We start from the raw sequence: 24,121 nt of genomic DNA, 5'->3' as shown, positions 1-24,121 counted from the left end.
CAAATCGCGATCGGCTGGCATTAGTGTGTGGGCATGGCCGACACTCCCCTGCGCGCGCTGGTCGCGGACGACGAGGAGCCCGCCCTGGCCGAGCTGGTGTACCTGCTGTCGCGGGACGACCGGATCGGCGAGATCCGGACCGCGTCGAACGGTCCGGACGCCCTGAAGATCCTGCAGGCCGCGGACCTGGACGTGGTGTTCTGCGACATCAAGATGCCCGGCCTGGACGGCATCGACCTGGCCAGCGTGCTGTCCAAGTTCCGCCAGCCACGGCCGCAGATCGTCTTCGTCACCGCGTACGACGAGCACGCGGTGGCTGCGTTCGAGCTGCAGGCGACCGACTACGTGATGAAACCGGTCCGGGCCGAGCGGCTGGCAGAGGCGGTCCGCCGGGTCCTCACCGCCGGCGCACCGGCCGCGCTGCAGTCCCCGGAGGAGACCGAGGACGAGGTGATCCCGGTCGAGCTGGCCGGCGTCACCCGGTTCGTCCAGCGCTCGACGGTTCGGTACGTCGAGGCACAGGGCGACTATGCCCGCCTCCACACCGGGCAGAACTCGCACCTGGTCCGGATCCCGCTCAGCACGCTGGAGGAACGCTGGCGCGACGCCGGCTTCACCCGGATCCACCGCAGTACCCTCGTCGCCCTCGCGCACGTGGACGAGATGCGCGTCGACGGCGGCCGGTGCGCGGTCCGCGTCGGCGGCGACTGGCTGCCGGTCAGCCGCCGCCACACCCGCGAGCTCCGCGACCTGCTGGTCCGGTCGACGTCACTGCGTGGCTGACATGAGTACGCCGGAAGGACCGCGCCGCGTCCGGGTCACCAGCCCGCGAACGAGCGCGGCCCGGCGCCCGATCATCCCGACCGGCACCCGCGAGATCGACGAGCAGACCCGGCTCGGCGAGGTCTACATGTCCTCGCTGATCCAGTCCCAGCTCCGCCTCGCGCTCGCCGTCATCGCCGGCGCGGCCGTCGTCCTCGGCGGCATCCCGCTGCTGTTCGCGCTGGTCCCCGCCACCCGCACCTTCGACGTCTTCGGCGTGCCGCTGCCCTGGGTCATCCTCGGCATCGTGGTCTACCCGGTCGTCTACGTCGCCGCCCGGATCTACGTCCGCAACGCCGAGCGGATCGAGGCCGAGTTCACCGAGTTCGTCGGGCGGAAATAGTGCCCACCGGGAGGCACTAGATGTCGCCGGCAACGAGTTTGACGGCGATCGCGCTGGTGATCGTGGCCACGATCGGGATCGGCCTGTTCGGGTTGCGGATCTCCCGGACGACCAGTGACTTCTACGTCGCCAGCCGGGTGGTGACGCCACGGTGGAACGCGTCCGCGATCAGCGGCGAGTACCTGTCCGCGGCCTCGTTCCTCGGCGTCGCCGGGCTGGTGCTGGTGAACGGCGCCGACATGCTCTGGTTCTCCGTCGGCTACACGGTCGGCTACCTGATGCTGCTCGTCCTCGTCGCCGCACCGCTGCGCCGATCGGGTGCGTACACGTTGCCCGACTTCGCCGAGAGCCGTTTCGAGTCGGCCGTCGTACGGCGGATCTGCTCGGGTCTCGTGGTCGGCATCGGCACGTTGTACCTGCTGCCTCAGCTTCACGGCGCCGGCCTCACCCTGCAGACGGTCACGGGTGCGCCGCCCGACGTCGGCGCCGCGGTGGTCGCGGTGATCGTGGTGATCAACGTCGCCGCCGGTGGCATGCGTTCGATCACCTTCGTCCAGGCGTTCCAGTACTGGCTGAAGCTCACTGCCCTGGCCGCGCCGATCTTCGTCATCCTGATCGGGTGGCGATCCCTCGACCACTCGGTCGGCGTACTGTCCTCACTGCAGGGTGCCGGCGCGGAGTGGGCCGAGCCGCTGTCCACCGCGGGCGGCCGGGACCACCCGCTGTACGCGACGTACTCGTTGCTCCTGGCCCTTTGTTTCGGAACGATGGGCCTGCCGCACGTGCTGGTCCGCTTCTACACGAACCCGGACGGACGGGCGGCACGCCGTACGACGGTCGTCGTACTGGCGCTGCTGGGGACGTTCTACCTGTTCCCGCCGATGTACGCGATCCTCGGGCGGACATTCGCGCCGGACCTGGTCGGGAGTGGCGCGGATACCGTCGTACTGGAGCTGCCGGGACGGATTTTCCCTGGTACAGCAGGGGATCTGCTCGGGGCGCTGGTCGCGGCCGGGGCGTTCGCGGCGTTCCTGTCGACGTCGTCGGGGCTGACCGTGGCGATCGCCGGGGTGATCGACCAGGACCTGCTGCGGAGCCGGTTGCACCGGTGGACGGGCGGCGACTACGTCGCGGTGAACAGCTTCCGGATCGCGGCGCTGCTGTCGATGTGCGTGCCATATCTCGCGTTCCAGTTGACGGGGTCGTTGAGTCTTGCGGACACGGTCGGGCTAGCGTTTGCCGTCGCGGCGTCGACGTTCTGTCCCCTGCTGGTGCTGGGGATCTGGTGGCGGCGGATGTCCACGACCGGCGCGGCCGCCGGTCTCGTCGTCGGTGGGGTGGCGGCCAGTGCCGCCGCTCTCGTCAACGTGATCGGCGGCCCGGAGAGCGGTTGGCCGCAGGCCCTCGTCGGCCAACCGGCCGCGTGGACGATGCCGCTCGCGTTCCTCACCGTGATCGTGGTGTCCAAGCTGACCCCCGACAAGATCCCGGCCGGCACCGCCCGCAGCATGGTCCGCCTGCACACCCCCGAGGCCGTCGACGTCGACCGCGGTCTGCCGCTGTCGCCGTACCGCTCGTCGTGAGGATTCGACCGCTCGTCGCAGGACAGTGATCCACCGAACGACTGGTGTGGTCCGCTGAGCGCTCGATGCTCGTGGGTGCTGTCTCCTGGCGCGTGACCGGGGACACAGTACGGACCAGCAACCCCCTGCCGGTCACTCCGCCCGGCTCGATTCCGTCTGGAGGTCCGTGCATGAGCGAGCGAAGCGAGCTCATCATCAAACACAGTGTGACTCGTACCTCAGCCGCGCCCGGAGCGAAGCGAGGACGCGGATGAGTGATACGCGACCCACGGGCGACTCGGGGCTGACGACGTACCGGGACGTTCAGGTTTCGCCTGACTTCTCCGACCTGCGTCGCCGGTTCCGGCGCTTCGTGTTCCCGATGACCGGCCTGTTCCTGGTCTGGTACTTCCTCTACGTGCTGCTCGCCGCCTACGCCCCGGACTTCATGTCCACCAAGATCGGCGGCAACATCAACGTCGCGCTGTTGCTCGGCCTCGGTCAGTTCGTGTCGACGTTCGCCATCACGATGACCTACGTCCGCTGGGCCGACAAGCGGGTCGATCCCGACGCCGAGAGGCTTCGCCACCAGATCGAGGGAGCCGACCAGTGAGCGCACCCCTGCTGTTGCCGATGGCAACCGACATCGGCAACCCGACCGTCAACATCGCCATCTTCGCGCTGTTCGTGCTGGCGACCCTGGCGATCGTGATCAAGGCGTCCCGGAACAACCGGACCGCGGCCGACTTCTACGCCGGCGGCCGGTCCTTCACCGGCCCGCAGAACGGCGTCGCGATCGCCGGCGACTACCTGTCCGCCGCGTCCTTCCTGGGCATCGCCGGCGCGATCGCCCTGAACGGGTACGACGGCTTCCTCTACTCGATCGGCTTCCTGGTGGCATGGCTGGTGGCCCTGCTGCTGGTCGCCGAGCTGCTCCGGAACACCGGCCGCTTCACGATGGCCGACGTACTGTCGTTCCGGCTCAAGCAGCGGCCGGTCCGGATGGCGGCCGCGATCTCGACCCTCGGCGTCTGCTTCTTCTACCTGCTGGCGCAGATGGCAGGCGCCGGGGGTCTGGTCGCCCTGCTGCTCGGCATCGACAGCCGGGCCGGGCAGAGCCTGGTGATCGCCGTGGTCGGCATCATCATGATCACCTACGTCCTGGTCGGCGGCATGAAGGGCACCACCTGGGTGCAGATCATCAAGGCCGTCCTGCTGGTGCTCGGCGCCGGCCTGATGACGCTGTGGGTGCTGGCGAAGTACACGTTCAACCTGTCCAGCCTGCTCGGCGCCGCGGTGGACCGCAGCCCGGCGGCCGGTGAGAAGCTGCTGAACCCCGGCCTGCAGTACGGCGCGACCGGCATCAGCAAGCTGGACTTCATCTCGCTGGCGCTCGCCCTGGTCCTCGGCACTGCGGGTCTGCCGCACGTGCTGATGCGCTTCTACACGGTGCCGAACTCGAAGGAAGCCCGCCGCAGCGTCAGCTGGGCGATCTGGATCATCGGCATCTTCTACCTGTTCACCCTGGTCCTCGGGTACGGCGCCGCCGCACTCGTCGGCCCGGACGCGATCAGGGCCGCCCCGGGCAAGGCGAACTCGGCCGCCCCGCTCCTGGCCTTCGAGCTCGGCGGTGAGCTGCTGCTCGGTGTCATCTCCGCGGTCGCCTTCGCCACCATCCTGGCGGTCGTGGCCGGCCTGACGATCACCGCGAGTACGTCGTTCGCCCACGACGTCTACGGCCAGGTGATCAAGAAGGGCCAGGTCAACGCCGACGGCGAGGTCCGGGTCGCCCGGATCACCGCACTGGTGATCGGCGCGGTCGCGATCATCGGCGGCATCTTCGCCAACGGCCAGAACATCGCGTTCCTGGTGGCGCTCGCGTTCGCGGTCGCGGCCAGCGCGAACCTGCCGACCATCCTGTACTCGCTGTTCTGGCGGCGGTTCAACACCCGTGGCGCGCTCTGGAGCATCTACGGCGGCCTGGGCTCGGCGATCCTGCTGATCGCGTTCAGCCCGGTCGTCTCCGGCAAGGTCGACGCCAAGACCGGCGCCAGCCTGTCGATGATCACCGACACCAGCATCGACTTCCACTGGTTCCCGCTGGACAACCCCGGCATCGTCTCGATCCCGCTGGCGTTCCTGCTCGGCTGGCTCGGCACGGTCACCAGCAAGGAGCAGACCGACGTCGACAAGTACGCCGAGATGGAGGTCCGCTCCCTCACCGGAGCAGGCGCCGAGAAGGCCGTACAGCACTGAACCTGTCAGGCAGGCCCTGCTGACCAAACGCGATCCTGCCTGACAGCCCCACCCCCGCCCCTGAAGACGGGCCCGGACCCTCCCGCCGGGCCCGTCTTTCTGTTCCTCTGGCGCGATGTGTGGGGAGCACGTCGTCGACGCCAGACGGTGCGGCTGCCTAGCGTCGAGACATGGCTGACCCTGCAGTGATCTTCGCGAATCCGACCGGCGTGATCCGGTACTGGAACTCTGGCATGACCGACCTGTTCGGCTTCACCGAGGACGACGCCCTCGGAGCCACCCTGGACCTCATCGTCCCGCCCGACTACCGAGAACGCCACTGGATCGGCTACCGCGCCGCCATGAACCTGTCCGACGGCGTCGTAGACCACGGCTCCTTCAACGTCCCAGCCCTCCACAAAGACGGCCACACCATCCGCCTGGAAGTCCACCTCAACGTAATCCACGACAGCCGAGGCCAAGTACTAGGAGCCTTCTCAGCCTTCACCCCCGACCAAGGCCCCTCGGAGTCCATCGAGCCGCTGTAACCTCTCGCCACCACCACGGTCGGCTCGACGAGGGCGGGTTGGCGGGACCACGGGGCGGTCGAGTACGCGCGGTAGCGCGTAGGTGAAGCGCGATAAGCGCGTGCGTCGGGGTGGGTGGGAGCGGGGCGGCGTAGTGCGGCGACGAAGGAGCTGCGACGAGCGCCGCGTGGGATGTACCTCAGCCCAGTTTGAGTTTTGGCCAGAGGGTGTAGAAGTCTTCTCGGGACTGGATGCCGCGGTGTTCTTCGGCGGCGTGCAGGCGGCCGAAGGTGAAGGCGTTGCCGCCGTCGAGGTGGACCTGGACGGCGAGCTGGCGCAGGAGGTCGCGGGAGACGACCGAGTCCTGGTGCGCCCCGAGCACTTCCTGGACATCTTCGGCCCGAGCGGCGAGGTCAGCGGCATCGTCACCCTGGACAGGTACGGCGGACTCCGCGGCGTACCGGAGTCGCTTGGCTGCCTTGCGGACCTCGTGCAGCTCGTGGTCCTGCTCAGCCGTCGTCTCGGCCACCTTCGACCGGCGCACTGCCTTCCGCATCCGCTTCCAGTCGTGGTCGAGCAAGTCGCCGATCTGCTTCTTCGCCTTCCGGTCGTCACCCACCAGCGGCGGGTTGGCGATCAGCCGATCGAGAGCATCCAGCAGCCGGAAGTACCGCTCACTCTCCAACGCGACAAGCGCCCCGGCCCGTCCCTCCCTGTAGACACCCCGCAGATGATCGTCGATCCGCCCAGCGACCCGCCCCATCACCAGCTCGGCCGGCTGCTCAGCAACTGTCGCGGCGAAGTGCTCGCGCTGCACCTCGGCGTCCCGCGCGACCCCGAGCTCACCGGCGAGCCACTTCAGCTCGTCCCGGATCCGGTCCCCTGCCTCACGGTCGACCACCGGCCGGTACGTCGCCAGCGCCGAGCGGAGCCGCCGCGTCGCGACCCGGAACTTGTGGATCGAGTCCGGGACGTCACGCCGCACCTCCGGGTCCCGCTCCCGGATCGCCTGGACCTGCGTACCGGCGTACTCACGGAACAGGTCCGACGTGCGCGGCTTCGACGGCAGCTCCCACACAGTCGGAGTCGGCACCCGATCGCCCAGCGCCCGCGCCAGCTTGCTCGGCCCCGCCGCGGGCTGCGCGCCGGCGGACAGCAGGACCTTCTCGGCGTCCTCGAGCAGCGAACGTTCACCGCCGACGAGCTCGACCTCCCACTCCCGCCAGCTCTCCGGCTCGCCGCCCTCGACGGTCGCGGTGACCCGGTCGTCGGCAAGCTCCGCCAGCACTTCCCCGTCCTCGCCGAGCAGCTTGTACACGATGCGCTTGGTGGTCAGCGTGACCACCGGGACGAGCTCGTGGTCGCGGACGTGCACCCGCACCATGCGAATCAACGCGATCGGCACCTTGGCGTTCGACCGGCCGAGCGGTTGTCTGACCTCGAGCCGCTCGCCGGACGAGACCGGCAGCTTCACGTGCCAGCCGTCGTCCTCGCCGCCGGTCCGCCGCCGCAACGTCACCTTGTTCGCGGCCAGGTCGAGCGCGTCGGTGTCGTAGTACACGGCCTCCAGGTCCAGCTCGACCGGTTGCGCGACACTCGCGACCCCGGGCAACTCGTGCAGCGCGGGCAGGCTCGCGCTCTCGTCGACGTCGTACTTGCTCTCGATCTCGAGCTGTTCGCTGGTTGCCATCCTCCTTGTTTACCAGGTGTTCATGAACTGGTCAGCGCAGCGCCTGCAGATCGGCCACCAACCGTTGCAGATCACGATCGGGTACGGCGTTGCGCGCGGTGCCTGGCGTGGACGGCCAGGTCTGGCGGTCGTGGTTGAGTTGCAGGGCCCAGGCGATCAGGACCAGGAACAGCAGCAGGATCAGCATTTTCGGCCTACCGATTTGAAGAAGGTGTAGTGGAAGGTGCCGCCGGTCTCGGCGGCTTTCGACAGTTCACGGATGCCTTGGGCCCATTCGGCGGGTGTGCGCATCCCGGCGGCGATCGCGCGGTCCCGGACCGACTCGACCATCGCGATGAACGTCTTGCGGGTGAAGCCGTCGACCAGGTGCGGCAGGGTCTCGTCGGCGTACACGGTGCACGGCCAGGCGCGGACGTCGTCGTACCCGGCGTCCTTGAGCAACGGCTGCAGCCGGCGGCCGATCAGTGAGTCGCCGCCGGCCTCGGCCTGGAGGTCGACGAGGCAGTCGATGACTGCCTGCGCCGCCGTACTCCTCGGGTGGAAGAAGGCGGACTCGTGGTCGCCCTCGATCACGGTGATCGTGCCGCCCGGCTTCAGCAGGCTGCCGAGCCGGACGAGCGCGTCGTGCGGGTCGGCCAGGTGCTCGAGGACGAAGCAAAGGAAGACGTGGTCGAACTCGCCGGTGAGTTCGTGCAGGTCGGCGAGCCGCCAGTCGACGCGGGCGTCGGGGGCCGCGGCGCTGACGCGTGCCTTGGCCTGGGCGAGTGACTCCTCGGAGATGTCGACGGAGACGAGATCGATGCCCGGGCTGCGAGTCACCAGTTGGACCGTCTGCGCGCCGACCCCACAGCCCGCTTCGAGCACCCGGCTGCCGGCCGGGTAGGCGGTCCCGGCGTGCAGGAGGTCGGCGAGAGTCTGCGCCTGGTCGGTCAGCCGGCGGGTCTCGGCGGGGGTGTAGCCGTGCACGTAGTCAGTTCCCATACCTCCAAGTTGCCGCCACAATGGTCCAGTGAACAGGTCCAATCAGGGCGAAAGTGGTCGGTCCAAACCAGGAGCCGACTTCCTCCAGCTGGACCCGGCGGACGCGCCGCCGGGCGGCCTGTCGAGCTGGCTGACCGAGCATCTCCGAGCGGCAATCTCCGACGGCCGCCTGCCCATCGGCAGTCGCCTCCCTGCCACCCGAGTCCTCGCCGCCGAGCTCCAGGTCTCCCGCGGCGTCGTCACCGAGGCCTACCAACGCCTGACCGAAGACGGCCACGTATCCGGCCGCGGCCGCGCCGGCACGGTAGTAGTCACCTCCCCCGGGCCGGCCTCCCGGCGGGCCTCGCAGCCCTCGCACCGACACCGCAGCGCGGCGCCGGACACGGCGGAGACGGTGGCGAGTGGGCCGGGGCTCGATGTGTTCGATGTCTTGCGGGCGGCGCCGGCTCGGATTGATTTGACGCCTGGGGTGCCGGATCTGGCTGCGTTTCCGCGGGCCGCCTGGCTGAAGGCCGAGCGGGCCGTCTTGAGTGATCTGGAATCAGCGGAGTTCGGGTACGGCGACCCGGCCGGCACGCCCGCGCTCAGGCGGGCCGTGGCGAACTGGCTCGCGCGCAACCGGGGCGTGACGGCGCACCCCGACGACCTGATCATCGTGGCCGGTGTATCCCAGGCGATCGGCCTGGTCGCGCAGGTCCTCAGGTCCCGCGGGATCACCGAGATGGCGGTCGAGGATCCCGGCTCACTCGGCTCCCGCCAGCACCTGCAGAACTGGGGTCTCGACACCCCGCCGATCCCGGTCGACGACGGCGGCCTCCGGGTCGACCTCCTGCGCGAGTCCGGCGCCCGCGTGGTGATGGCGACACCCGCGCACCATTTTCCGACTGGCGTCGTACTGGACGGTGAACGGCGGCGCGAGCTGATCCAGTGGGCGGCCGAGGGCGGGTTGATCATGGAGGACGACTACGACGCCGAGCACCGGTACGACCGGCCGCCGGTTCCGGCCCTGCGCGCGATGCTGGCCGACCAGGTGATCTACGCGGGCAGCGTGTCGAAGCTGCTCGCGCCGTCGCTGCGGATCGGGTGGATGCTGCCGCCGGCGTCGTACAAGGACGACCTGATCGACATGAAGCGCCTGGCCGACCTCGGCAACGCCGCGCTGCCCCAGCTCACGCTCGCACACCTGATGGAGTCCGGCGAGCTCGAACGCCAGCTCCGCTTCCTCCGCCGCCGGCACCGCACCCGCCGCGACGCGATGGTGCGGGCCGTCGCGAACTACTTGCCCACCGCAACCGTCCACGGCGCCGCCGCCGGCCTCCACCTGACCATCACCTTCGAGGCCTCGGTGAACGACGTCGAGCTCGCCGCGGCCGCGCTGCAGAAGGGCGTGAAGACTCACCCGCTCTCCTGGCACTGCCAGCTCCCGCACGCTCCCGGCCTCGTCCTCGGGTACGCCGCCCGCACGCCCACCGATCTCACCGAAGCCATCGCCACCATCGCCGACGTCATGTGACCGGGCTCCACCAGTTCGCGCGACCAGCCAGCTTCATGAACGCTGGCAGCAGCACACCCCGGATCGCGGTCGCATCCACCAGCACGGCCACAGCCATCCCGATCCCGATCATCTTCAGGTAGACGACCCCGCCGGTCGCATACACCGCAAACGACAGCGCCAGTACGACGGCCGCCGTCGTCACCAACGGCGCCGACTGCTGCAACCCCGTCGCCACCGCCCCGACCGTGTCCCCCGTCCGCCGATACTCCTCCCGGATCCGCGACACGATGAACACCTCGTAGTCCATCGACAGCCCGTAGACGATGCAGAACATCAGCATCGGCATACTCGCCTCCAGCACCCCGGTCGCCGTGAACCCGAGCGGCCCGGACAGGTTGCCCTGCTGGAAGACCCACACCATCACGCCGAACATCACCGCCAGGCTGAGCAGATTCAGCACGGTCGCCTTCAGCGGGAGCAGCACACTGCCCGTCGCGAAACAGAGCACCGCGAAGCTCAGCAGCAGGATCAGCCCGAACACCAACGGGATCCGCTCGGTCAACGCCGACCGCCAATCGACCATCTCGGCCGGAGTCCCGCCGATGATCGCGTCGTACGGCGGATCCACCGCACGCACCCGCTCCACCCAGCCGCCGACGTCCCCTTCCAGCACCTCCTGGGTCGGCGTGACGGTCAGGTAGGCGCCACCGTTCCGCGAGTACGTGTCGACCTGCGCGACCCCGTCCAGCTTCGACAACTTCTCGGCGTACGGCGGAAGCGCAGCGGACTGAGACGTGTCCGGCATGACGACGTACAGGGCGTCGGACTCCTCTTGGCCGAAGTTGGTGCGGACCTGGTCGGCCATGATCCGGCTGCTCGCGTCGGCCGGCAGGATCCGGGCGTCCGGGAGGCCGAGTCGCAGACCGAGAGCCGGTGCCGCGAGCAACAAGATCAGCGCGAGCATCGCGCCGCCGGTGAGGACTGGTCGACGCATGACGTAGTGCGCGAGCCGGAACCAGCCTGTTCTCTTGCGTTGGGCAACTGGCCCGGCGGCTCGGTGGCCGAGGAGGGCGAGGGCGGCCGGGAGGATCACCAGGGCGCCGACGAGTGCGGAGGCGACGACCAGCACTCCGGCGTACCCGAAGGAACGCAGGAAGGGCAGCGGGAACAGCAGCAGGGCGAGCAACGACATCGCGACGGTCAGGCCGCTGAAGAACACCGTCCGACCGGCCGTGCGCACTGCCGTTACCACCGCGTCGCCGACTTCTGCGCCGTGCGCCAACTCCTCGCGGTAGCGTGCGATCACGAACAAGCAGTAGTCAACGCCGAGGGCTAGACCCATGACCAGGGAGAGGTTCGCGGCGAAGGTGGAGACCTCGGTGAACGCGGCGATCGCCCGTAGCCCGGCCAGCGCACCGCCGACCGCGAAGATCCCGACGCCGAGGGTCACCAGTGCCAGCGACACCCGTCGATAGATCAGCACGAGCAGCACCAGAACCATCGGCAGCACGATCACCTCCGCCCGCAGGAAGTCCTCCCGCGCCTGCGCCCCGATCTCCCGGAACACCTCGTCCTGCCCACCCGCCTCAACCGAGATCCCGCCGCGCTGCCCGGCAAACTCCTGCGCAAGCTCGCCGACCCGAGCCCGCGCCTCGTTCACCTCGCCCGGCACCCGAACGAGCACCAGCGCCTGCCGCCCGTCCTCACTCCGCAACGCCGGGCTGTTCTCGCGCGACCAGTACGACGCCGCTTCCGCGACGCCGGCCTGGTCGGCAATCTCCTCGGTCAGCGCGAGCCCTTCGGCTCGCACCTTGGCGTCGTCGACGCTCCCGCTAGCCGTCACCAGGAACGCGAGGTTGGGCGGGCCGGTCTGGAACTGGGTGTCGAGGACGCGACGCGCCCGATCGGACTCCGACGCGGAGTCGGCGATCCGGGACAACGACAGGGCATTCAGAGCGCCGGCGGCGATCGCCAGCACCAGAACGGTCAGAACACCCGACAACGCGACGACCAGGCGCCGTCGCCGTACGGCAAACCGACCGAGCCGCTCGAGCAGACCGGCCTGCGTCGGATGGGCGGGGGCGGTTTCGGGCATGGGGGAACCTCCGGGCAGGCGGCGGTAGGATGACAGAACACGAGTAGTTGCTCGCGTATGAAGAAAATACGAGTATTTGCTCGTGTTTGTCAATCGAGGGGTGACGCATGCCTGAGGAACCGCGTCGGCAGGCGCGCGGGCAGCGGCGGATGGAGCAGCTGACCGACGCGGCCGCGGTGGTGTTCGCCGAGGTCGGGTACGCGAAGGCGACCACCAACGCGATCGCCAAGCAGGCGGGCGTCTCGCCCGGCACGCTGTACCAGTTCTTCGCCAACAAGGAGGCCCTCGCCGAGGCGCTGGCCGAGCGCTACCGGGCCGAGCTGAAGGCCGCCCACGAGCAGGCTTTCGACCTGAGCATGGTGAAGCTGCCGCTGCCGGAGATGGTCGACCGGATGATCCGCCCGATGGTCGAGGTCAACCTCGCGAACCCCGGTTTCAAGGCGCTGTTCAGCAGCGGCGACCTCCCGGACCGGCTCACCGCCCCGACCCGCGCCCTGCAGCAGGCCGTCACCGGCCGGGTGGCCGAGATCATCGGCGCCCGCGTCCCCGACCTGCCCGCCGACCAGCGCGACACCGCCGCGGCCGTGGCCACCCAGATCTTCGCCGCCCTCCTGGGCACGATCGTCTCCGCCGCACCCGCCGACCGCGACCGCTGGATCACCGAGCTCAACCGAGCCCTGGTCGGCTACCTCACTCCCCTCGAGACCCCTGCCCACCCCCACTGATCCCGACCCACGGCCTCCCGGCTGGGCAATGTAGAGATCTACATCACCGGGTGTACAGCGGGGACATCGCGAGGGCGAAGGCGGTCATGGTGTCCGGGTCGATCGCCCGGGCGGGCAGCGGGACCAGGTCGACCAGTTTGTCGTCGCCGACCAGGATCGTGGTCCGGCCGGTGGCGGTGTCGACGTACGCCTCGTCGCCGAGCGGGATCGACTGCGCCGTCGAAGCCTTCCGGATCGGCTCCATCAACGCCTTCGCGTTCGGCGTACGGCGGACCGACGTGGAGAGCACGCTGGTCGGGTTGACCCAGCCGCAGACCAGATCGCCGAGCGCGGTCTGGCCGTCGCGGCGGACCATCGCCGGTGCGCCCATCACCTTCTCGGCTTCGTCCGACCCCCGCTCACAGTCCGGTCGCGCGATCAGCGCCGGCGCCTCCGGCAGCCCGGGTGCCTGCCGGACCACTTCCTGCCCGAGTACGACGTACTTCGCCAGAGTCGCCGGTGGTCCGCTGACCTTGTACAGCCGCCCCTGCAGCAGGAACACCACGAACGTGCTGGTCCCGAACCCGCCCTCGCCCACGACCGCGGGCTTGGCCGGCTCACCCTTCGTCGCCGCGTAGGCCTTCTGCGCGCCGGCCAGCGTCGCCTTCGTTGCCGGAAGCACCGAAACCCCGACCCGCAGCACCGGCCCGTTCGGGCTGGTGCTCAGCCCGAACTGGCAGACGTCGTACGTCGGCAGGCCGAAATCGGCCGGGGGGACCTTCGTCTGGAGCGTCACCACCGGTGTCCCGAGGGTCGCCTGCACCAACGCCTGGTCCATGCGCACGCACAGCGTCTCCGCGACCTTCGCGGTCGGCGGCGTGCTCGGCGAGGGTGTCTCCGACGGCGTCTGGGTCGGCGTCGTACTCACCGAAACCAGCGGCGGCACGTTCGGCGCGGTCTCGTTACCGGGACCACCACAGCCCGCGACGGCGAGCAGAGCAGCGGCCAGAAGGGCAGGACGGATACGCATGGTGAGTCGACTCTAACTCGCCGCGCGCAACTCCCTTTCGCGGATCGCGTGTTCGTCGGTGCGGGCGTCGTACCCCCAGAAGTCGCGCAGGCAGGCCGCGGTCACGACCACGCCGGCGACGCACAGGATGCCGCCGCTGACGATCGACGTCCGGACGCTGGTGAGGTCCGCGACCAGGCCGGACCGGGACTGGCCGCCGAGCGGGCCGAGCGAGTAGGACAGCATCTCGATCCCGGCCAGCCGGCCGCGCATCTCGTCCGGGATGGTCTGGTTCCAGATCACCGAGCGGAACAGTCCGGAGATCATGTCCGCGCCGCCGGCGATCCCGAAGAACGCGATCGCGAACCAGATGTTCGGCGCCAGCCCGGCGACGCCGACCGAGGCACCCCACGTGATGGTCGCCAGTACGACGGCCCGGCCGTGGTGATGCACCCGTCGGGCCCAGCCGCTGGTCAGGGTGGCCAGCATCGCGCCGATCGCCTCCGCGCTGTAGAGGAGACCGAGCAGTTTCGGCTGCTGCAGCACCTCGGTCGCGAACGCCGGGAACAGCACGATCGGCATCGCCAGGAACATGCCGACCATGTCGACGGCGTACGTCCCGAGCAGGTCCCGGCGGCGGAAGGCGTAGCGGATGCCCTCCCCGATCGCGCGCAGGCTCGGCGGCGTGCTGTGCTCGCTCACCTTGTACGGGCGAAGCAGCAGGTAGAGCAGGGTCGCGACGGCCAAACCGGCGAGCTCGACCGTGAACGCCCAGGCGACACCCGCGGTCGCGACCAGGACGCCGCCGAGCGCGGGACCCGCGAGCTGGCCGACCTGGAGGGTCAGCGCGTTCAGCGTGACCGCGGCCGGCATCTCCTTGTGTTTCACCACCCGCGGGAAAAGCGCGTCCCGGCTCGGGCGCTGCAGTGACGACGCGATCGCATTGAGACCACCGCAGACGTAAATGAGCCAGACCTGCGGATTGGAAAGCAGAGTGTTGGCGAGCAGCAGGGCACAAATGACCACTTGCGCTATCCCGGTGCCGATCAGCATTTTCCGCCGGTCGACGTGGTCCGCGAGCGCACCGCCGTACAGGCCGAACACGACGAGTGGCGCGATCGTCACCAAACCCATCGCGCCGACGGCGAAGTTCGAGTGCGTCAACTGGTACAGCTGGTACGGCAGGGCGACGTACCCGACCATGCCGCCCAGAAAGAACACCGATCCGGAGATCACCAGGATGCGGAAGTCGCGGGAACCACGCCACGGCGTCAGATCGACGCGGAGCCGGGAAAGCCGTTCTCGGACACTTGATGACACCGGCACATGGTGGCATGCACCCTCGCTCCGGGAAGAACCCTTTTTCGTCCCTACCGTCGAACCGATTGGTTGCCCACGGCGTCAATCATCCCGGTCCGGAACCGCCGGTCGCTGAGTCATCGCTCAAATGAGTGGGAGCAGCGGGCCGAGGTCGGTGCGTTCGCCGCTGGCCCGGAGCTTGCCGGAGCTCCGGGCCTCCGGCCAGGTGGTGCGGCCGAGGGCGAGGTCGATCCACAGCTCGGGCGGGAGCTCGACCACAGCGCCCGGGGTGCCACGCGTGTGCCGGGGGCCTTCGATGCACTGCACGGCGCCGTACGGCGGGACCCGGACCTCGACCGCGTGCCCGGGAGCCTTGGCGACCAGGAGCTTGAGCAGCTGCTTGGTGAGCAGCTTGAGGTCCGCGCGATCCGCCGTACCGGCGTCGTACCGCTGCAGGGCCTGGGCGAAATCGGGATCCACGACGAGCCAGCGTACGCGGGGATTGTGGGGTCGCCCCCTTCGTGGTCGATAATCAGGCGGGAAAGAGGGAAGCGAGGTCGGGATGCTCACGCCCAGGCACCAGGCGCTGCTGATGACGCTGGCGGGAATGACCGTCGGCGTAGCCGTGTTCGGCGGCGTACTGGCGATCAACGGGGACTTGCTGGGGACCGACACCCCGGCTGGGAACGTGAACAACAGCCAACCCGCGCCGACCACACCGTCCTGCACGGACTGCCTGCAGGCGGACTCGCTGCAGTACACGCTGCAGACCTTCGGCACCAAGAGCGACCCGGTGTCCGCCGAGGTCCCGAACGGGTGGAAGAGCGCCCAGGAGGGCACCCGGCCGCGGTTCATCGACCCGAGCGGGGTCTGGCAACTACGGTTCGACACGCGCGGGAGCAGCAAGTCGCCGGACGAACTGGTGGGCAGCCGCGAGCGCAGTATCGACGAGCAGGGCCTCAAGGTGATCAGCCGCGACAACGGCACGCTGATCTACACGTACGTCGACCAGACCCGCGGACCGCGGATGGGCCTGTCCCGCTGGATCTCCCAGGACGGCGGCCAGAAGACCGCCGTCGAGATCACCGTCGGCGGCCGCCCGAAGGACGAAGCAGCCCTCCGCGCCGTCCTCGAGCAGGCCACTCAAACGTTGCAGCTACCCACGGCGGACAACGACACCCGCCCCAGCTAACACTTGATGTCGGCGGTGGGCGCCGTACCTTGCAGGAGGTAGCTCTCCACGGCGTTGTCCACGCAGGCGTTGCCGGCCTTGTAGCCGGTGTGCCCGTCGCCGTCGCGGGTGATCAGGACACCGCTCTCCAGCTGACCCGCCAGCCCGACGGCCCACTCGTACGGCGTCGCCGGGTCGCGCGTGGTGCCGACGACCACGATCGGCTTGGCGCCGGCCGCCTTGATCGCGTGCGGCTGGTTCTCCGGCTTGACCGGCCAGTTCGCGCAGGCCATCGAGCCCCAGAGCAGGAAGGCCCCGAACCGCGGTGACGCTGCCTTGTACTCCGGCTCCTCCGCCTTCGCCTGCGCGATCGAGCTGATGTCCGGGCGGTCCAGGCAGTTGACCGCGTAGATCGCCTCGTTGCTGTTGTTCGAGTACCCGCCCGGCTCGCGGCTGGTGTACTCGTCGGCGAGCGCCAGCAGGCGGGCGCCGTTCCCGGCCAGCCCGTCCAGGACCGCGTCCTCGAGCCGCGGCCAGAAGTCCTTCACGTACAGCGGGTAGATCACGCCGAGCACCACCAGCGCCTGCGTGACCTCACGCCTCCCGTCGCCGGGCAGCGGGGTCGCGTCACTGTCGTTGATCAGCTTGTCGACCTTGGCGAGCACCTCCTGCTTGGTGCTGCCGAGTCGGCACGACCGCTGCGCGCAGTCCTCCGCGAACGCGTCCAGCGCGGTGTCGAAGCCCTTCGCCTGGGCCATGTTGTTCTGCTTCGAGGACTTCGACGGGTCCACCGCGCCGTCCAGCACCAGGCGGCCGACGTTCTTCGGGAACAGCTCGGCGTACGTCGCACCTAGGTAGGTGCCGTACGACATGCCGAGGTAGTACAACTCGGAATCGCCGACGATTCCCCGCAGTACGTCGATGTCGCGCGCCGCGTCCTTGGTCGACACGTGCGGCAGCAGCTCACCGGAGCGCTGCTGGCACCCGTTCGCGAAGACCTTGGACTCCTCGTTCAGCTCGTTGATCTCGGCGTCGTCGTCCGGGCTGCCGTCGGTCGCGATGTACTTGTCCATCTGCGCGGTGTCCAGGCAGCGCACCGGCGTCGACTGCCCGACCCCGCGCGGGTCCCAGCCGATCACGTCGAACTTCCGCAGCAGCTGCGCGCCGAGCACGAACCCGGCCGAGGCGGCGAACTCCTGCCCCGAGGCGCCCGGACCACCCGGGTTGATGAACAGCGTGCCGATCTTGCCGGCCCGGTCCCGCGCGAGCACCTTGCGGGCCCGGAGCTCGATCGTCTCGCCGGTCGGCTTCGAGTAGTCCAGCGGGACCTCGATGGTCGCGCACTGCTGGTTGGAGCCACAGCGCTCCCAGTCCGGCTGCTGCTGGTAGAACTTCTCCAGGCCGGCGGGGATCGGGCCGGCCGGACCCTTCGTCGGGTTGCTGCCGCTGCCGGTCGAGCCGGTCGTGCCCTCCGCTCCGGCGTCCTGGGCGCGGCTCGCGATCCCACAGCCGCTCACCAGCACCGCGAGAACCGCAAACACAGCAACCCCTCGCTTGGCCCGGGAGCTGGTCAGCCCTGCGCGGGGGGTGGTCGTTGTGCGGTAACTCACTGCGGGCTGTCTCCCTCGTCGTCATGGTGCAAGCGCCGGCGCCGCCGCGGCTTCCTTCGCCTCGGCTCCGTGGCCTCCTCGGCTGCCGCGATCTCCGTGGGTTCCGCGGTCGGCGTGGTCGTCGCCGTCGCGGCCTCGGGCTCCACGGGTACGTCGTCTGCCGGTACGTCGACGATCGGCGGGGCGTCCGGTGTCGTCGTACTGGAGGCTTCGTACTGCTGGCGCGGCGAGCAGACGTCCGCCCGGCTGCAGGCGCAGCGCCGGCCCGACGCCGCCAACCGCACCACCACGGTGTCGCTCGGCACGTTGTGTCCGACCACCACTCCATCACCCGCGGGGGTCTCCACGTGCGTCCCGGCCGGCGGGGCCTTGGCGTTGAACTCCTGGTAGAGCGGGTGCTCGTACTTCAGGCAGCACATCAGCCGGCCGCAGGCGCCGGAGATCTTCAGCGGGTTCAGCGGCAGGTCCTGGTCCTTCGCCATCCGCACGCTGACCGGCTCGAAGTCCTTCAGGAACGTCGCACAGCACAGATCCCGCCCGCACGGCCCGATCCCACCCTGCAGCCGCGCCTCGTCGCGCGCACCCACCTGCCGCAGCTCGATCCGCGCCCGCAGCCCACGCGCCAGATCCCGCACCAACTCCCGGAAGTCGACCCGGTGCGGCGCGGAGAAGTACACGATGACCAACTGGTCCACATCCGCGCGGCGATCCACGAAGTCGATCCCGACCACCTTCATCGGCAGCCCATGCTGACGAATCAACCGCTTCGCCGTCACCCGCGCATCAGCCCGCCGCTGCCGGTTCTGCTCATCCCGGTCCAGATCCGCGGTCGTCGCGATCCCCTCACACAGCGGCAGCCCGCCGATCTCCTCCGTGACGTACTGCGGCGCCCACACACACTCGGCCACCTCAGGCCCGTCATCGGTCGGAACCAGCACCTTGTCCCCGACACGCGGACGATGCGGGCCGGGGTCCAGGTAGTAGAGCCGCCCGTACCGCTCGAACGACACCGCCATCACCATGCCCACGCGGCCAGCGTACTTGCACGACTGATAATGAGCCCACGCGTGCTACGCCAGCTCCTGCGTCGCCCCCGCTCCGCCCGCTCCCACCCGCCCCCGGCTCAGCGCCGTCCTTCCCCTACCCGGCTGCCGCCGGGGTTTGCGGGCTCCCGCCCGCCCCTGCGTGCTCCTTCGTCACCCGCACTCGAGTGATACGCCGGCGCCCGTCCGCAGGACAACTGCCCCTCACGGCGACCTGCGCCGTGCGGCGTGGACGCGTTCTAAGATTGCGGATCGGCAGGGGCGTAGTAGCTGGTGAGCATCTCGGTGGTCCAGGCCGGCTGATAGGTAGCACCTCGGGGCCCGAACTCGCTGAACCACGGTTTGATGTCGATCACCGGAGTGCCGTCTACGGCGTCGAGGTCCTCGACGTGAAGATCGAGCCCGTCGACCTTCAGCAGGCGGCAACGGGAGACGCCGAGCCAGTTGATCCGGCGCATATTGCGGTGGCCGAAGGCCCCGACCTCGGGCCAGTCGGGGTTGTCCCGGGGTCGGCGGGCGCCGAGGTTGAGGTCGGTCTGGTCGGTGAGATGAAAGAAGAACACGACCTCGAGGTGGGAAAAGGCCTCCAGACCGGCCACAGATCGTTCGTCGAATCGGTCGCCGTCGATGCGCAGGATGGCGCGAGTGCCGCCCAGTAGTCGTCGGTCGGATCGGGTCGGCCGCCGACGACCTGAGCAACTGGTTCGACCGTGATAGCGCGCTGCGTCATGGAGAGGATCCTTCGCTTGGGGTTGGTGAGCAGGGTGTCACCTCGCTGCGGAGGCAAGATAACGGCACACTGATCGAGTTCGGCAGCAGCGCGAGCCAGGTTCACGACGCCGGGCACCCGCACCACCGCGACCGACACGGCCGCGCGGACATCGGATGGGAGGCGACGACCAATGGCTGAACTCACTGCCCCGTGGACCGAGTTCGACTACGCCGTGGTCGACGTCGAAGGCAACGGTCAGCAGCCGCCCGACCTTGTCGAGATCTCGATCGTCGCGATCGAAAACGGCACAATCGGTCCGCCGAAGACCTGGTTGGTCCGGCCGCCGCGGCAGATCACTGCGATGGCGCGACGCTTCCACAGGATCACTGACGACATGGTCGCCGCAGCTCCCACGATCGCCGACCTCGACGGGCAGTTGCGTGAAGCGCTTGGCCGCACGGTATTCGTCGCCCACAACGTGCGCGTTGATCTCGGCGTGGTCAGCCGCGAGCTACCCGGCTTCCAGCCCGCGCAGGTCCTCGACACCCTGAAGCTGGCCCGACGGCTCCACCCCGGCCGCGGTTCTTACAAACTCGGCGCCCTGATCGACGCGTTCGGACTGGCCGACGGCCTACCAAGCGACCTGGTACCGCATCGTGCAACGTACGACGCCATCGTCTGCGCCCGCCTCCTGGTTCACCTGGCCAGCCCGCCCGATCGCGCCCCGCTCACCCTGACCGAACTACTGGACACCATGGGTCGCAAGGCCCGCACGGGTACCGCTGCCAATGAACCGGCCGCGACTCTCTTCTGAGTACGGCGCCGGCCTCTTCGTCACCATCGGCACGTCTTGACCCGAGACAAGCCGAGTTGCTCCCAAGCTGGCACTCAGCTCGCCCTGCCAGCACAACGATCCGTAGGAAATCCTCTACATCAACATGGCTGATGTAGGGGATATCCGGTTCTCCTGTCTGATGTGTGGGTCGGCTTGGTGCCCCACCTCGCGACCGATGGCGGTCGAGCGCACCGCACCCATGCCACCCCGCGAACAGGATCCCCCGATGATGCGGACCGCCAGGCCATCACAATCACCACCTACGACCCGGCACCCTGCCTGCCACCACCGACGCCAGCCGATTGTGATGGCCCGGCGGTCCGCCACTCGACAGCCCCCAACAACTCAACACCCCAATGGCTTGCGCTCGCTCAACCCGCGCCCCACACATCCGTCACAAGAGGGGATCTCCGTCCGTGTTGTGCCTTCTCCTCTCGCGTATCGAGGGAGAAGGCACAACAGCACCGGATATCCGACGCCCCGTATTCGGTTGCCAGCCGAGGCGACTGCATCCCATTGGCTCACGCCGCGTCGCGGGCACTGGAGCCGGAGACGGGCGCCAGCTGGGCGGTCGCCGGGAGGCGGTTGTTGGCGTCGATGCGCCGGGCAGGTGGTCGAGGGCGTGCGACGGAGGAGCGCGCAGGGCCGGCGGTAGCCGGGGTGGCGGCGGGAGCCGCAGAGGCGGGCGGTAGCCCGCAGCAGGTTGGGTGGGTGGGAGCGCGCGTAGCAGGGGCGACGAAGGAGTCCCTGTGTAGCACGCGTGGGGCAGAAGAATCAGCGTTTGGTGCCTTTGATGCTTCCGGTTAGTTGGTCGAAGTCGGGGCCGTAGGCGGCGCAGACGACGAGGCGGTCTTCGTCGTTCCAGAGTTGGCGGGTGGGGGTCCAGTAGTCCCATTCCAGCTCGGTGGACTTGACGGTGGAGCCGACGTACTTGGTGAACTCCGTGGTGCAGGCCTGTTCGCCGGCCTTGTCGACCTCGCGGTCGCCGGGGTACGGGCCGTCGGGGAGGGTGACGCCGGCGATGATCTCGCCGTCGTGCAGGTCGGCGCAGGGGCGGCGGACGACCTCGTCCTCCTCGTCGGCATCGTCGAAGCACTCGCCGACGGCGAGGTCGTCGATGTACGTCGTCGCGGTCGAGTACGACGAACTGGGCTCGGGGGCGCCGTAGTCGTCGTCGCTGGTCGCGCCGATCACGCCGAGGGCGACGATCAGGATGAGGTACAGCAGCCAGCCGATGGTGATCAGGCTGCCGATCACCAGACCGGCGATCGCCATGCCCTTGCCGTCCTGGGGGCGCTTCTTGAGCTGCGACAGCGCGATGATCCCGAGCACCAGGCCGACCGGGCCGGCGATGGGGATGCACAGGCCGCCCAGGCTGGTTGCCAGCGAAGCGATCGCCATGCCGTTGTTGCCACCGTCCGACCCGGGATACCCGTACCCGTACGGCGTCGGCCACGACCCGGCCGACGGATACCCAGGCTGCCCGTACGGCGCCTGCGCCCCAGGTTGCCCGTACGGCGACGACCCAGCCGCCGCCTGTCCGTACGGCGACCCGCCCGGCTGCTGCCCGTAAGGCGACCCCGCGGGCTGTTGTCCGTACGCCGACTGCCCCGCCGACTGGTGCGGTTGCCCCGGAGCCGCCCACTGCGTCGCCCCGGGCTGCCCGGACGACTGCTGCCCGGACGTCTGCCCGTAGGGCGACTGCCCCGACTGCCCGGACGAGGGCTGCCCCGACTGCCCGTAAGGCGACTGCCCTGGCTGCCCGGCCGAAGACTGCCCCGGCTGGCCGGACGGCTGCCCCGCCTGCCCCGCCGGCGTCCCGCTCTCAGGTGGCTGAGGTGGTTGCCCGGGGCGTCCGTACGTCGGGAACGACCGAGGCGTGTCCTGTGGCCGGCCTTGGTCCGGTCCGTTCGGTGGTTGGCTCACGTTTGCTGTCCCCCGCTGGTGCTACCGCTGCGACCCGCGCATGCTACCCGTCAAGTGGGTCCCCGGCATGCCGAGCAGGCACAGGACGTTGCCGTCAGCAACTGCGCGGTCGCCGAGCACGACGTAGTACATGTCCAGTTCCGACTGCTCGTACGACTTCCCGACGAACGCGCTGAAGGCGGTCGCGCACTGCTGGGTGGCCACCGTGCCCTTGTCCTCGGCCGAGAGCCCGGCCAGGTTCGCCCGGACCTTCGCGTACCCCTCGCCGGTGTGGGCGACCGCACAGTCGGCGATCCGCACCACTCGCAGCGTCTCCGCCTCCAGGTCCGCGTCGAAGCACTGCTGTACGGCGACCTGCGAGATGGCGACCGTACGGCCGATCCCCGCCCGGCGCTCGCCGTACAGGTTCAGGGCGACCGCGATGGCGATCGCGACCGTCCAGGCCAGGCTGATCGCCAGCGCGCCGTACGCGAGCCGCTTGCCCCGGCTGCCGGTCCGCTTGATCCGGCGCAACGCGATCCCGGCCAGCACCACGGCGATCGGGACCAGCCCGGGCAGGCTGGTCACCAGCGCGGCCACGGCGTAGCGGTCCTGGCGCTGCTGTGCGGGAGTCGGTACACCCGCGAGCCAGGACTCGGCCGGCGGCAAGGATGGCCGGGCAGGCTGGATCGGGGGCGGTTGCGTCATGCAGTTCCGTTCGGGCAGGGCGCCGAGCGGTCTGCCCGGACACCCAGACATCGGACCGGCCGGTCTCGGTGTTACAGCCGCTGCCCGCTAACCGGACGCAGGTGTCACCCTTCGAACAGCGCGATCGTCATCGCCTCGAGAGCCAGCAAGGGTGCGACGTTGGTCTCGATCGCCTCTCGGCAGGCGGCCAGCGCGTCGATCCTTCGAATCGTCTGCTCCGGGGTGGTTCTGCCCGCGTATTGCTCGATGTTCGATCGGAGCTCGGCGTTGATCAACTCGGCGCCGGCTCGGGTCTGAACCATCAGAACGTCGCGGTACAAGGCCATCAGGTCAACCAGTGACCGGTCGAGCACGTCGCGTTCCCACCGCTTGGCCCGGGCCTTCTGCTGATCCTCGAGTTCCTTCAGCGCGGCGTTCGCTTCCCGGGGCTTGGCGCCCTTCGTGCCGACTCCGAGTGCCTGCTCGAGTGCGGCGCGTTCCTTCTCGTCGACCATCGCCGCACTGGCCTTCGCCTCGTCCTTCGCCGCCTCGACCAGCTGTTGTGCGGCCTTCAGACAGGCGCCGAGGTCGCGGAGCGCGAACGGGACCTCCAGCACCTTCGTCCGCCGAGCCCGCACCTCCTCGTCGCGCGCCAGCGCCCGGGCCCGGCCGATGTGACCCTGCGCGGCCCGCGCGGCGAACCCGGCCAGCTCCGGATCGACGCCGTGCTTGCCGATCAGCATGTTCGCCACCGCGTCCACCGGCGGTGTGCGCAGCACCAGCAACCGGCAGCGTGACCGGATCGTCGGTACGACGTCCTCGACGGTCGGCGCGCACAGCACCCAGACCGTCCGTGGTGCGGGCTCCTCGATGCTTTTCAGCAGCGCGTCGGCGGCCTGCTCGGTCAGCCGGTCCGCGTCCTCGACGACCATCACCTGCCAGCGGCCCTGGGTCGGGCTCATCGCGGCCCGGCGGATCAGCTCGCGGATCTCGCTGACCCGGATCGACAGCAGCTCGGTGCGGATCAGCGACACGTCCGGGTGCGCGCCGGTGAGCGCCGTACGGCACTCGTTGCACTCGCCGCAGCCCTGGTTCTCGCACTGCAGCGCGGCCGCGAACGCCCGGCCCGCGTTCGACCGCCCGGACCCGGGCGGCCCGGTGATCAACCAGGCATGAGTCATCCCCGCGACCGCGGCACCCGTCTCCCCGCGCATGCCGGCCTCTGCACCCGCCACGGCCTTCTGCAGTACGGCGACCGCCGGCTCCTGCCCGACCAGGTCGTCCCAAACGGTCATGGGGCCTCCCGGCCTGGACTGAGGAGCGGAGGGAGCGAAGCGACTGGAGGGACGAGGGAAGGCCGGGAGTTACAGCCCCATGACCACGCCGGCGCCGGAGG

At 69.4% G+C, this 24,121-nt stretch carries 23 protein-coding genes; 10 read left to right on the top strand and 13 right to left on the bottom strand.

What is annotated here, in order from left to right; translation table 11 throughout:
* Positions 1-33 precede the first annotated feature (33 nt).
* From AB0H36_RS19315 to AB0H36_RS19290, 6 genes are all read left to right on the top strand, one after another.
* The gene (locus tag AB0H36_RS19315; protein ID WP_360524612.1) at positions 34-783 is read left to right on the top strand and encodes a LytTR family DNA-binding domain-containing protein; all 750 of its coding nucleotides are present in this window, start codon (positions 34-36) and stop codon (positions 781-783) included.
* A 1-nt stretch (position 784) separates the two neighbouring features.
* Positions 785-1,165, top strand: coding sequence for a hypothetical protein (locus AB0H36_RS19310; protein WP_360524609.1), 381 nt, complete (start codon positions 785-787; stop codon positions 1,163-1,165).
* Positions 1,166-1,185: 20 nt separating this feature from the next.
* Complete coding sequence (locus AB0H36_RS19305) at positions 1,186-2,748, top strand: cation acetate symporter (RefSeq protein WP_360524606.1); 1,563 nt, start codon at positions 1,186-1,188, stop codon at positions 2,746-2,748.
* Positions 2,749-2,998: 250 nt separating this feature from the next.
* On the top strand, positions 2,999-3,340 hold the full coding sequence (locus AB0H36_RS19300) for a DUF485 domain-containing protein (RefSeq protein WP_360524603.1): 342 nt from the start codon (positions 2,999-3,001) through the stop codon (positions 3,338-3,340).
* Positions 3,341-3,360: 20 nt separating this feature from the next.
* Positions 3,361-4,983: a cation acetate symporter gene (locus AB0H36_RS19295; RefSeq protein ID WP_360524874.1), complete on the top strand. Its 1,623-nt coding sequence runs from the start codon at positions 3,361-3,363 to the stop codon at positions 4,981-4,983.
* A 170-nt stretch (positions 4,984-5,153) separates the two neighbouring features.
* Positions 5,154-5,510: a PAS domain-containing protein gene (locus AB0H36_RS19290; RefSeq protein ID WP_360524600.1), complete on the top strand. Its 357-nt coding sequence runs from the start codon at positions 5,154-5,156 to the stop codon at positions 5,508-5,510.
* Positions 5,511-5,688: 178 nt separating this feature from the next.
* On the opposite strand, the gene AB0H36_RS19285 is transcribed toward AB0H36_RS19290, so the two are convergent.
* Genes AB0H36_RS19285 through AB0H36_RS19275 form a run of 3 tightly spaced genes read right to left on the bottom strand, consistent with a single transcriptional unit; the run spans position 5,689 to position 8,160 of the window.
* Positions 5,689-7,179: a CYTH and CHAD domain-containing protein gene (locus AB0H36_RS19285; RefSeq protein WP_360524597.1), complete on the bottom strand. Its 1,491-nt coding sequence runs from the start codon at positions 7,177-7,179 to the stop codon at positions 5,689-5,691.
* A gap of 31 nt (positions 7,180-7,210) precedes the next feature.
* Positions 7,211-7,366, bottom strand: coding sequence for a hypothetical protein (locus AB0H36_RS19280; protein ID WP_360524594.1), 156 nt, complete (start codon positions 7,364-7,366; stop codon positions 7,211-7,213).
* Complete coding sequence (locus AB0H36_RS19275) at positions 7,360-8,160, bottom strand: methyltransferase (protein ID WP_360524591.1); 801 nt, start codon at positions 8,158-8,160, stop codon at positions 7,360-7,362. The genes AB0H36_RS19280 and AB0H36_RS19275 overlap by 7 nt, the downstream gene beginning before the upstream one ends.
* A 28-nt stretch (positions 8,161-8,188) precedes the next feature.
* Between AB0H36_RS19275 and AB0H36_RS19270 the strand changes: the two genes are divergently transcribed.
* Complete coding sequence (locus tag AB0H36_RS19270; protein WP_360524588.1) at positions 8,189-9,673, top strand: PLP-dependent aminotransferase family protein; 1,485 nt, start codon at positions 8,189-8,191, stop codon at positions 9,671-9,673.
* Here the strand turns inward: AB0H36_RS19270 and AB0H36_RS19265 are convergent.
* Positions 9,666-11,750 carry an MMPL family transporter gene (locus tag AB0H36_RS19265; RefSeq protein WP_360524585.1) on the bottom strand — a complete coding sequence of 695 codons (2,085 nt, stop codon included), beginning with the start codon at positions 11,748-11,750 and terminating at the stop codon, positions 9,666-9,668. The two genes, AB0H36_RS19270 and AB0H36_RS19265, sit on opposite strands and share 8 nt — an antisense overlap.
* Positions 11,751-11,857: 107 nt before the next feature.
* Between AB0H36_RS19265 and AB0H36_RS19260 the strand changes: the two genes are divergently transcribed.
* Complete coding sequence (locus AB0H36_RS19260) at positions 11,858-12,475, top strand: TetR/AcrR family transcriptional regulator (protein WP_360524582.1); 618 nt, start codon at positions 11,858-11,860, stop codon at positions 12,473-12,475.
* Between the two features lie 43 nt (positions 12,476-12,518).
* On the opposite strand, the gene AB0H36_RS19255 is transcribed toward AB0H36_RS19260, so the two are convergent.
* The 3 genes from AB0H36_RS19255 to AB0H36_RS19245 form a co-directional block, all read right to left on the bottom strand.
* A complete protein-coding gene (locus AB0H36_RS19255) occupies positions 12,519-13,484 on the bottom strand; it encodes a hypothetical protein (protein WP_360524579.1) in 966 nt (321 codons plus the stop codon).
* Positions 13,485-13,496: 12 nt separating this feature from the next.
* Positions 13,497-14,783: an MFS transporter gene (locus tag AB0H36_RS19250; protein WP_360524576.1), complete on the bottom strand. Its 1,287-nt coding sequence runs from the start codon at positions 14,781-14,783 to the stop codon at positions 13,497-13,499.
* Positions 14,784-14,906: 123 nt separating this feature from the next.
* The gene (locus AB0H36_RS19245; protein ID WP_360524573.1) at positions 14,907-15,242 is read right to left on the bottom strand and encodes a sterol carrier family protein; all 336 of its coding nucleotides are present in this window, start codon (positions 15,240-15,242) and stop codon (positions 14,907-14,909) included.
* A gap of 82 nt (positions 15,243-15,324) precedes the next feature.
* Here AB0H36_RS19245 and AB0H36_RS19240 point away from each other — a divergent pair, with 82 nt between their 5' ends.
* The gene (locus AB0H36_RS19240) at positions 15,325-15,954 is read left to right on the top strand and encodes a hypothetical protein (protein ID WP_360524570.1); all 630 of its coding nucleotides are present in this window, start codon (positions 15,325-15,327) and stop codon (positions 15,952-15,954) included.
* Here the strand turns inward: AB0H36_RS19240 and AB0H36_RS19235 are convergent.
* The 3 genes from AB0H36_RS19235 to AB0H36_RS19225 all read right to left on the bottom strand — a co-directional run bounded on the left by AB0H36_RS19235 (position 15,951) and on the right by AB0H36_RS19225 (position 19,221).
* Positions 15,951-17,474: an alpha/beta hydrolase gene (locus AB0H36_RS19235; RefSeq protein WP_360524567.1), complete on the bottom strand. Its 1,524-nt coding sequence runs from the start codon at positions 17,472-17,474 to the stop codon at positions 15,951-15,953. The genes AB0H36_RS19240 and AB0H36_RS19235 overlap by 4 nt on opposite strands.
* Positions 17,475-17,539: 65 nt before the next feature.
* Entirely contained in the window at positions 17,540-18,565 is a 1,026-nt protein-coding gene (ricT, locus tag AB0H36_RS19230) for a regulatory iron-sulfur-containing complex subunit RicT (protein WP_360524871.1), read from the bottom strand.
* Between the two features lie 260 nt (positions 18,566-18,825).
* A complete protein-coding gene (locus tag AB0H36_RS19225; RefSeq protein WP_360524868.1) occupies positions 18,826-19,221 on the bottom strand; it encodes a TrmO family methyltransferase in 396 nt (131 codons plus the stop codon).
* 309 nt (positions 19,222-19,530) lie between these two features.
* Between AB0H36_RS19225 and AB0H36_RS19220 the strand changes: the two genes are divergently transcribed.
* Positions 19,531-20,112 carry a 3'-5' exonuclease gene (locus AB0H36_RS19220; RefSeq protein WP_360524564.1) on the top strand — a complete coding sequence of 194 codons (582 nt, stop codon included), beginning with the start codon at positions 19,531-19,533 and terminating at the stop codon, positions 20,110-20,112.
* A gap of 795 nt (positions 20,113-20,907) precedes the next feature.
* On the opposite strand, the gene AB0H36_RS19215 is transcribed toward AB0H36_RS19220, so the two are convergent.
* From AB0H36_RS19215 to AB0H36_RS19205, 3 genes are all read right to left on the bottom strand, one after another.
* A complete protein-coding gene (locus tag AB0H36_RS19215) occupies positions 20,908-22,059 on the bottom strand; it encodes a DUF4190 domain-containing protein (RefSeq protein ID WP_360524561.1) in 1,152 nt (383 codons plus the stop codon).
* Positions 22,060-22,080: 21 nt separating this feature from the next.
* Complete coding sequence (locus AB0H36_RS19210) at positions 22,081-22,746, bottom strand: DUF4190 domain-containing protein (RefSeq protein WP_360524558.1); 666 nt, start codon at positions 22,744-22,746, stop codon at positions 22,081-22,083.
* A 104-nt stretch (positions 22,747-22,850) separates the two neighbouring features.
* Positions 22,851-24,020, bottom strand: coding sequence for a DNA polymerase III subunit delta' (locus AB0H36_RS19205; protein ID WP_360524555.1), 1,170 nt, complete (start codon positions 24,018-24,020; stop codon positions 22,851-22,853).
* Positions 24,021-24,121 lie beyond the last annotated feature (101 nt).

The organism is Kribbella sp. NPDC050820 (assembly GCF_040653975.1).
Taxonomy (GTDB): domain Bacteria; phylum Actinomycetota; class Actinomycetes; order Propionibacteriales; family Kribbellaceae; genus Kribbella.
The sequence above is the reverse complement of the archived record's forward strand: the minus strand, read 5'-3'. Positions and strand labels throughout refer to the sequence as shown.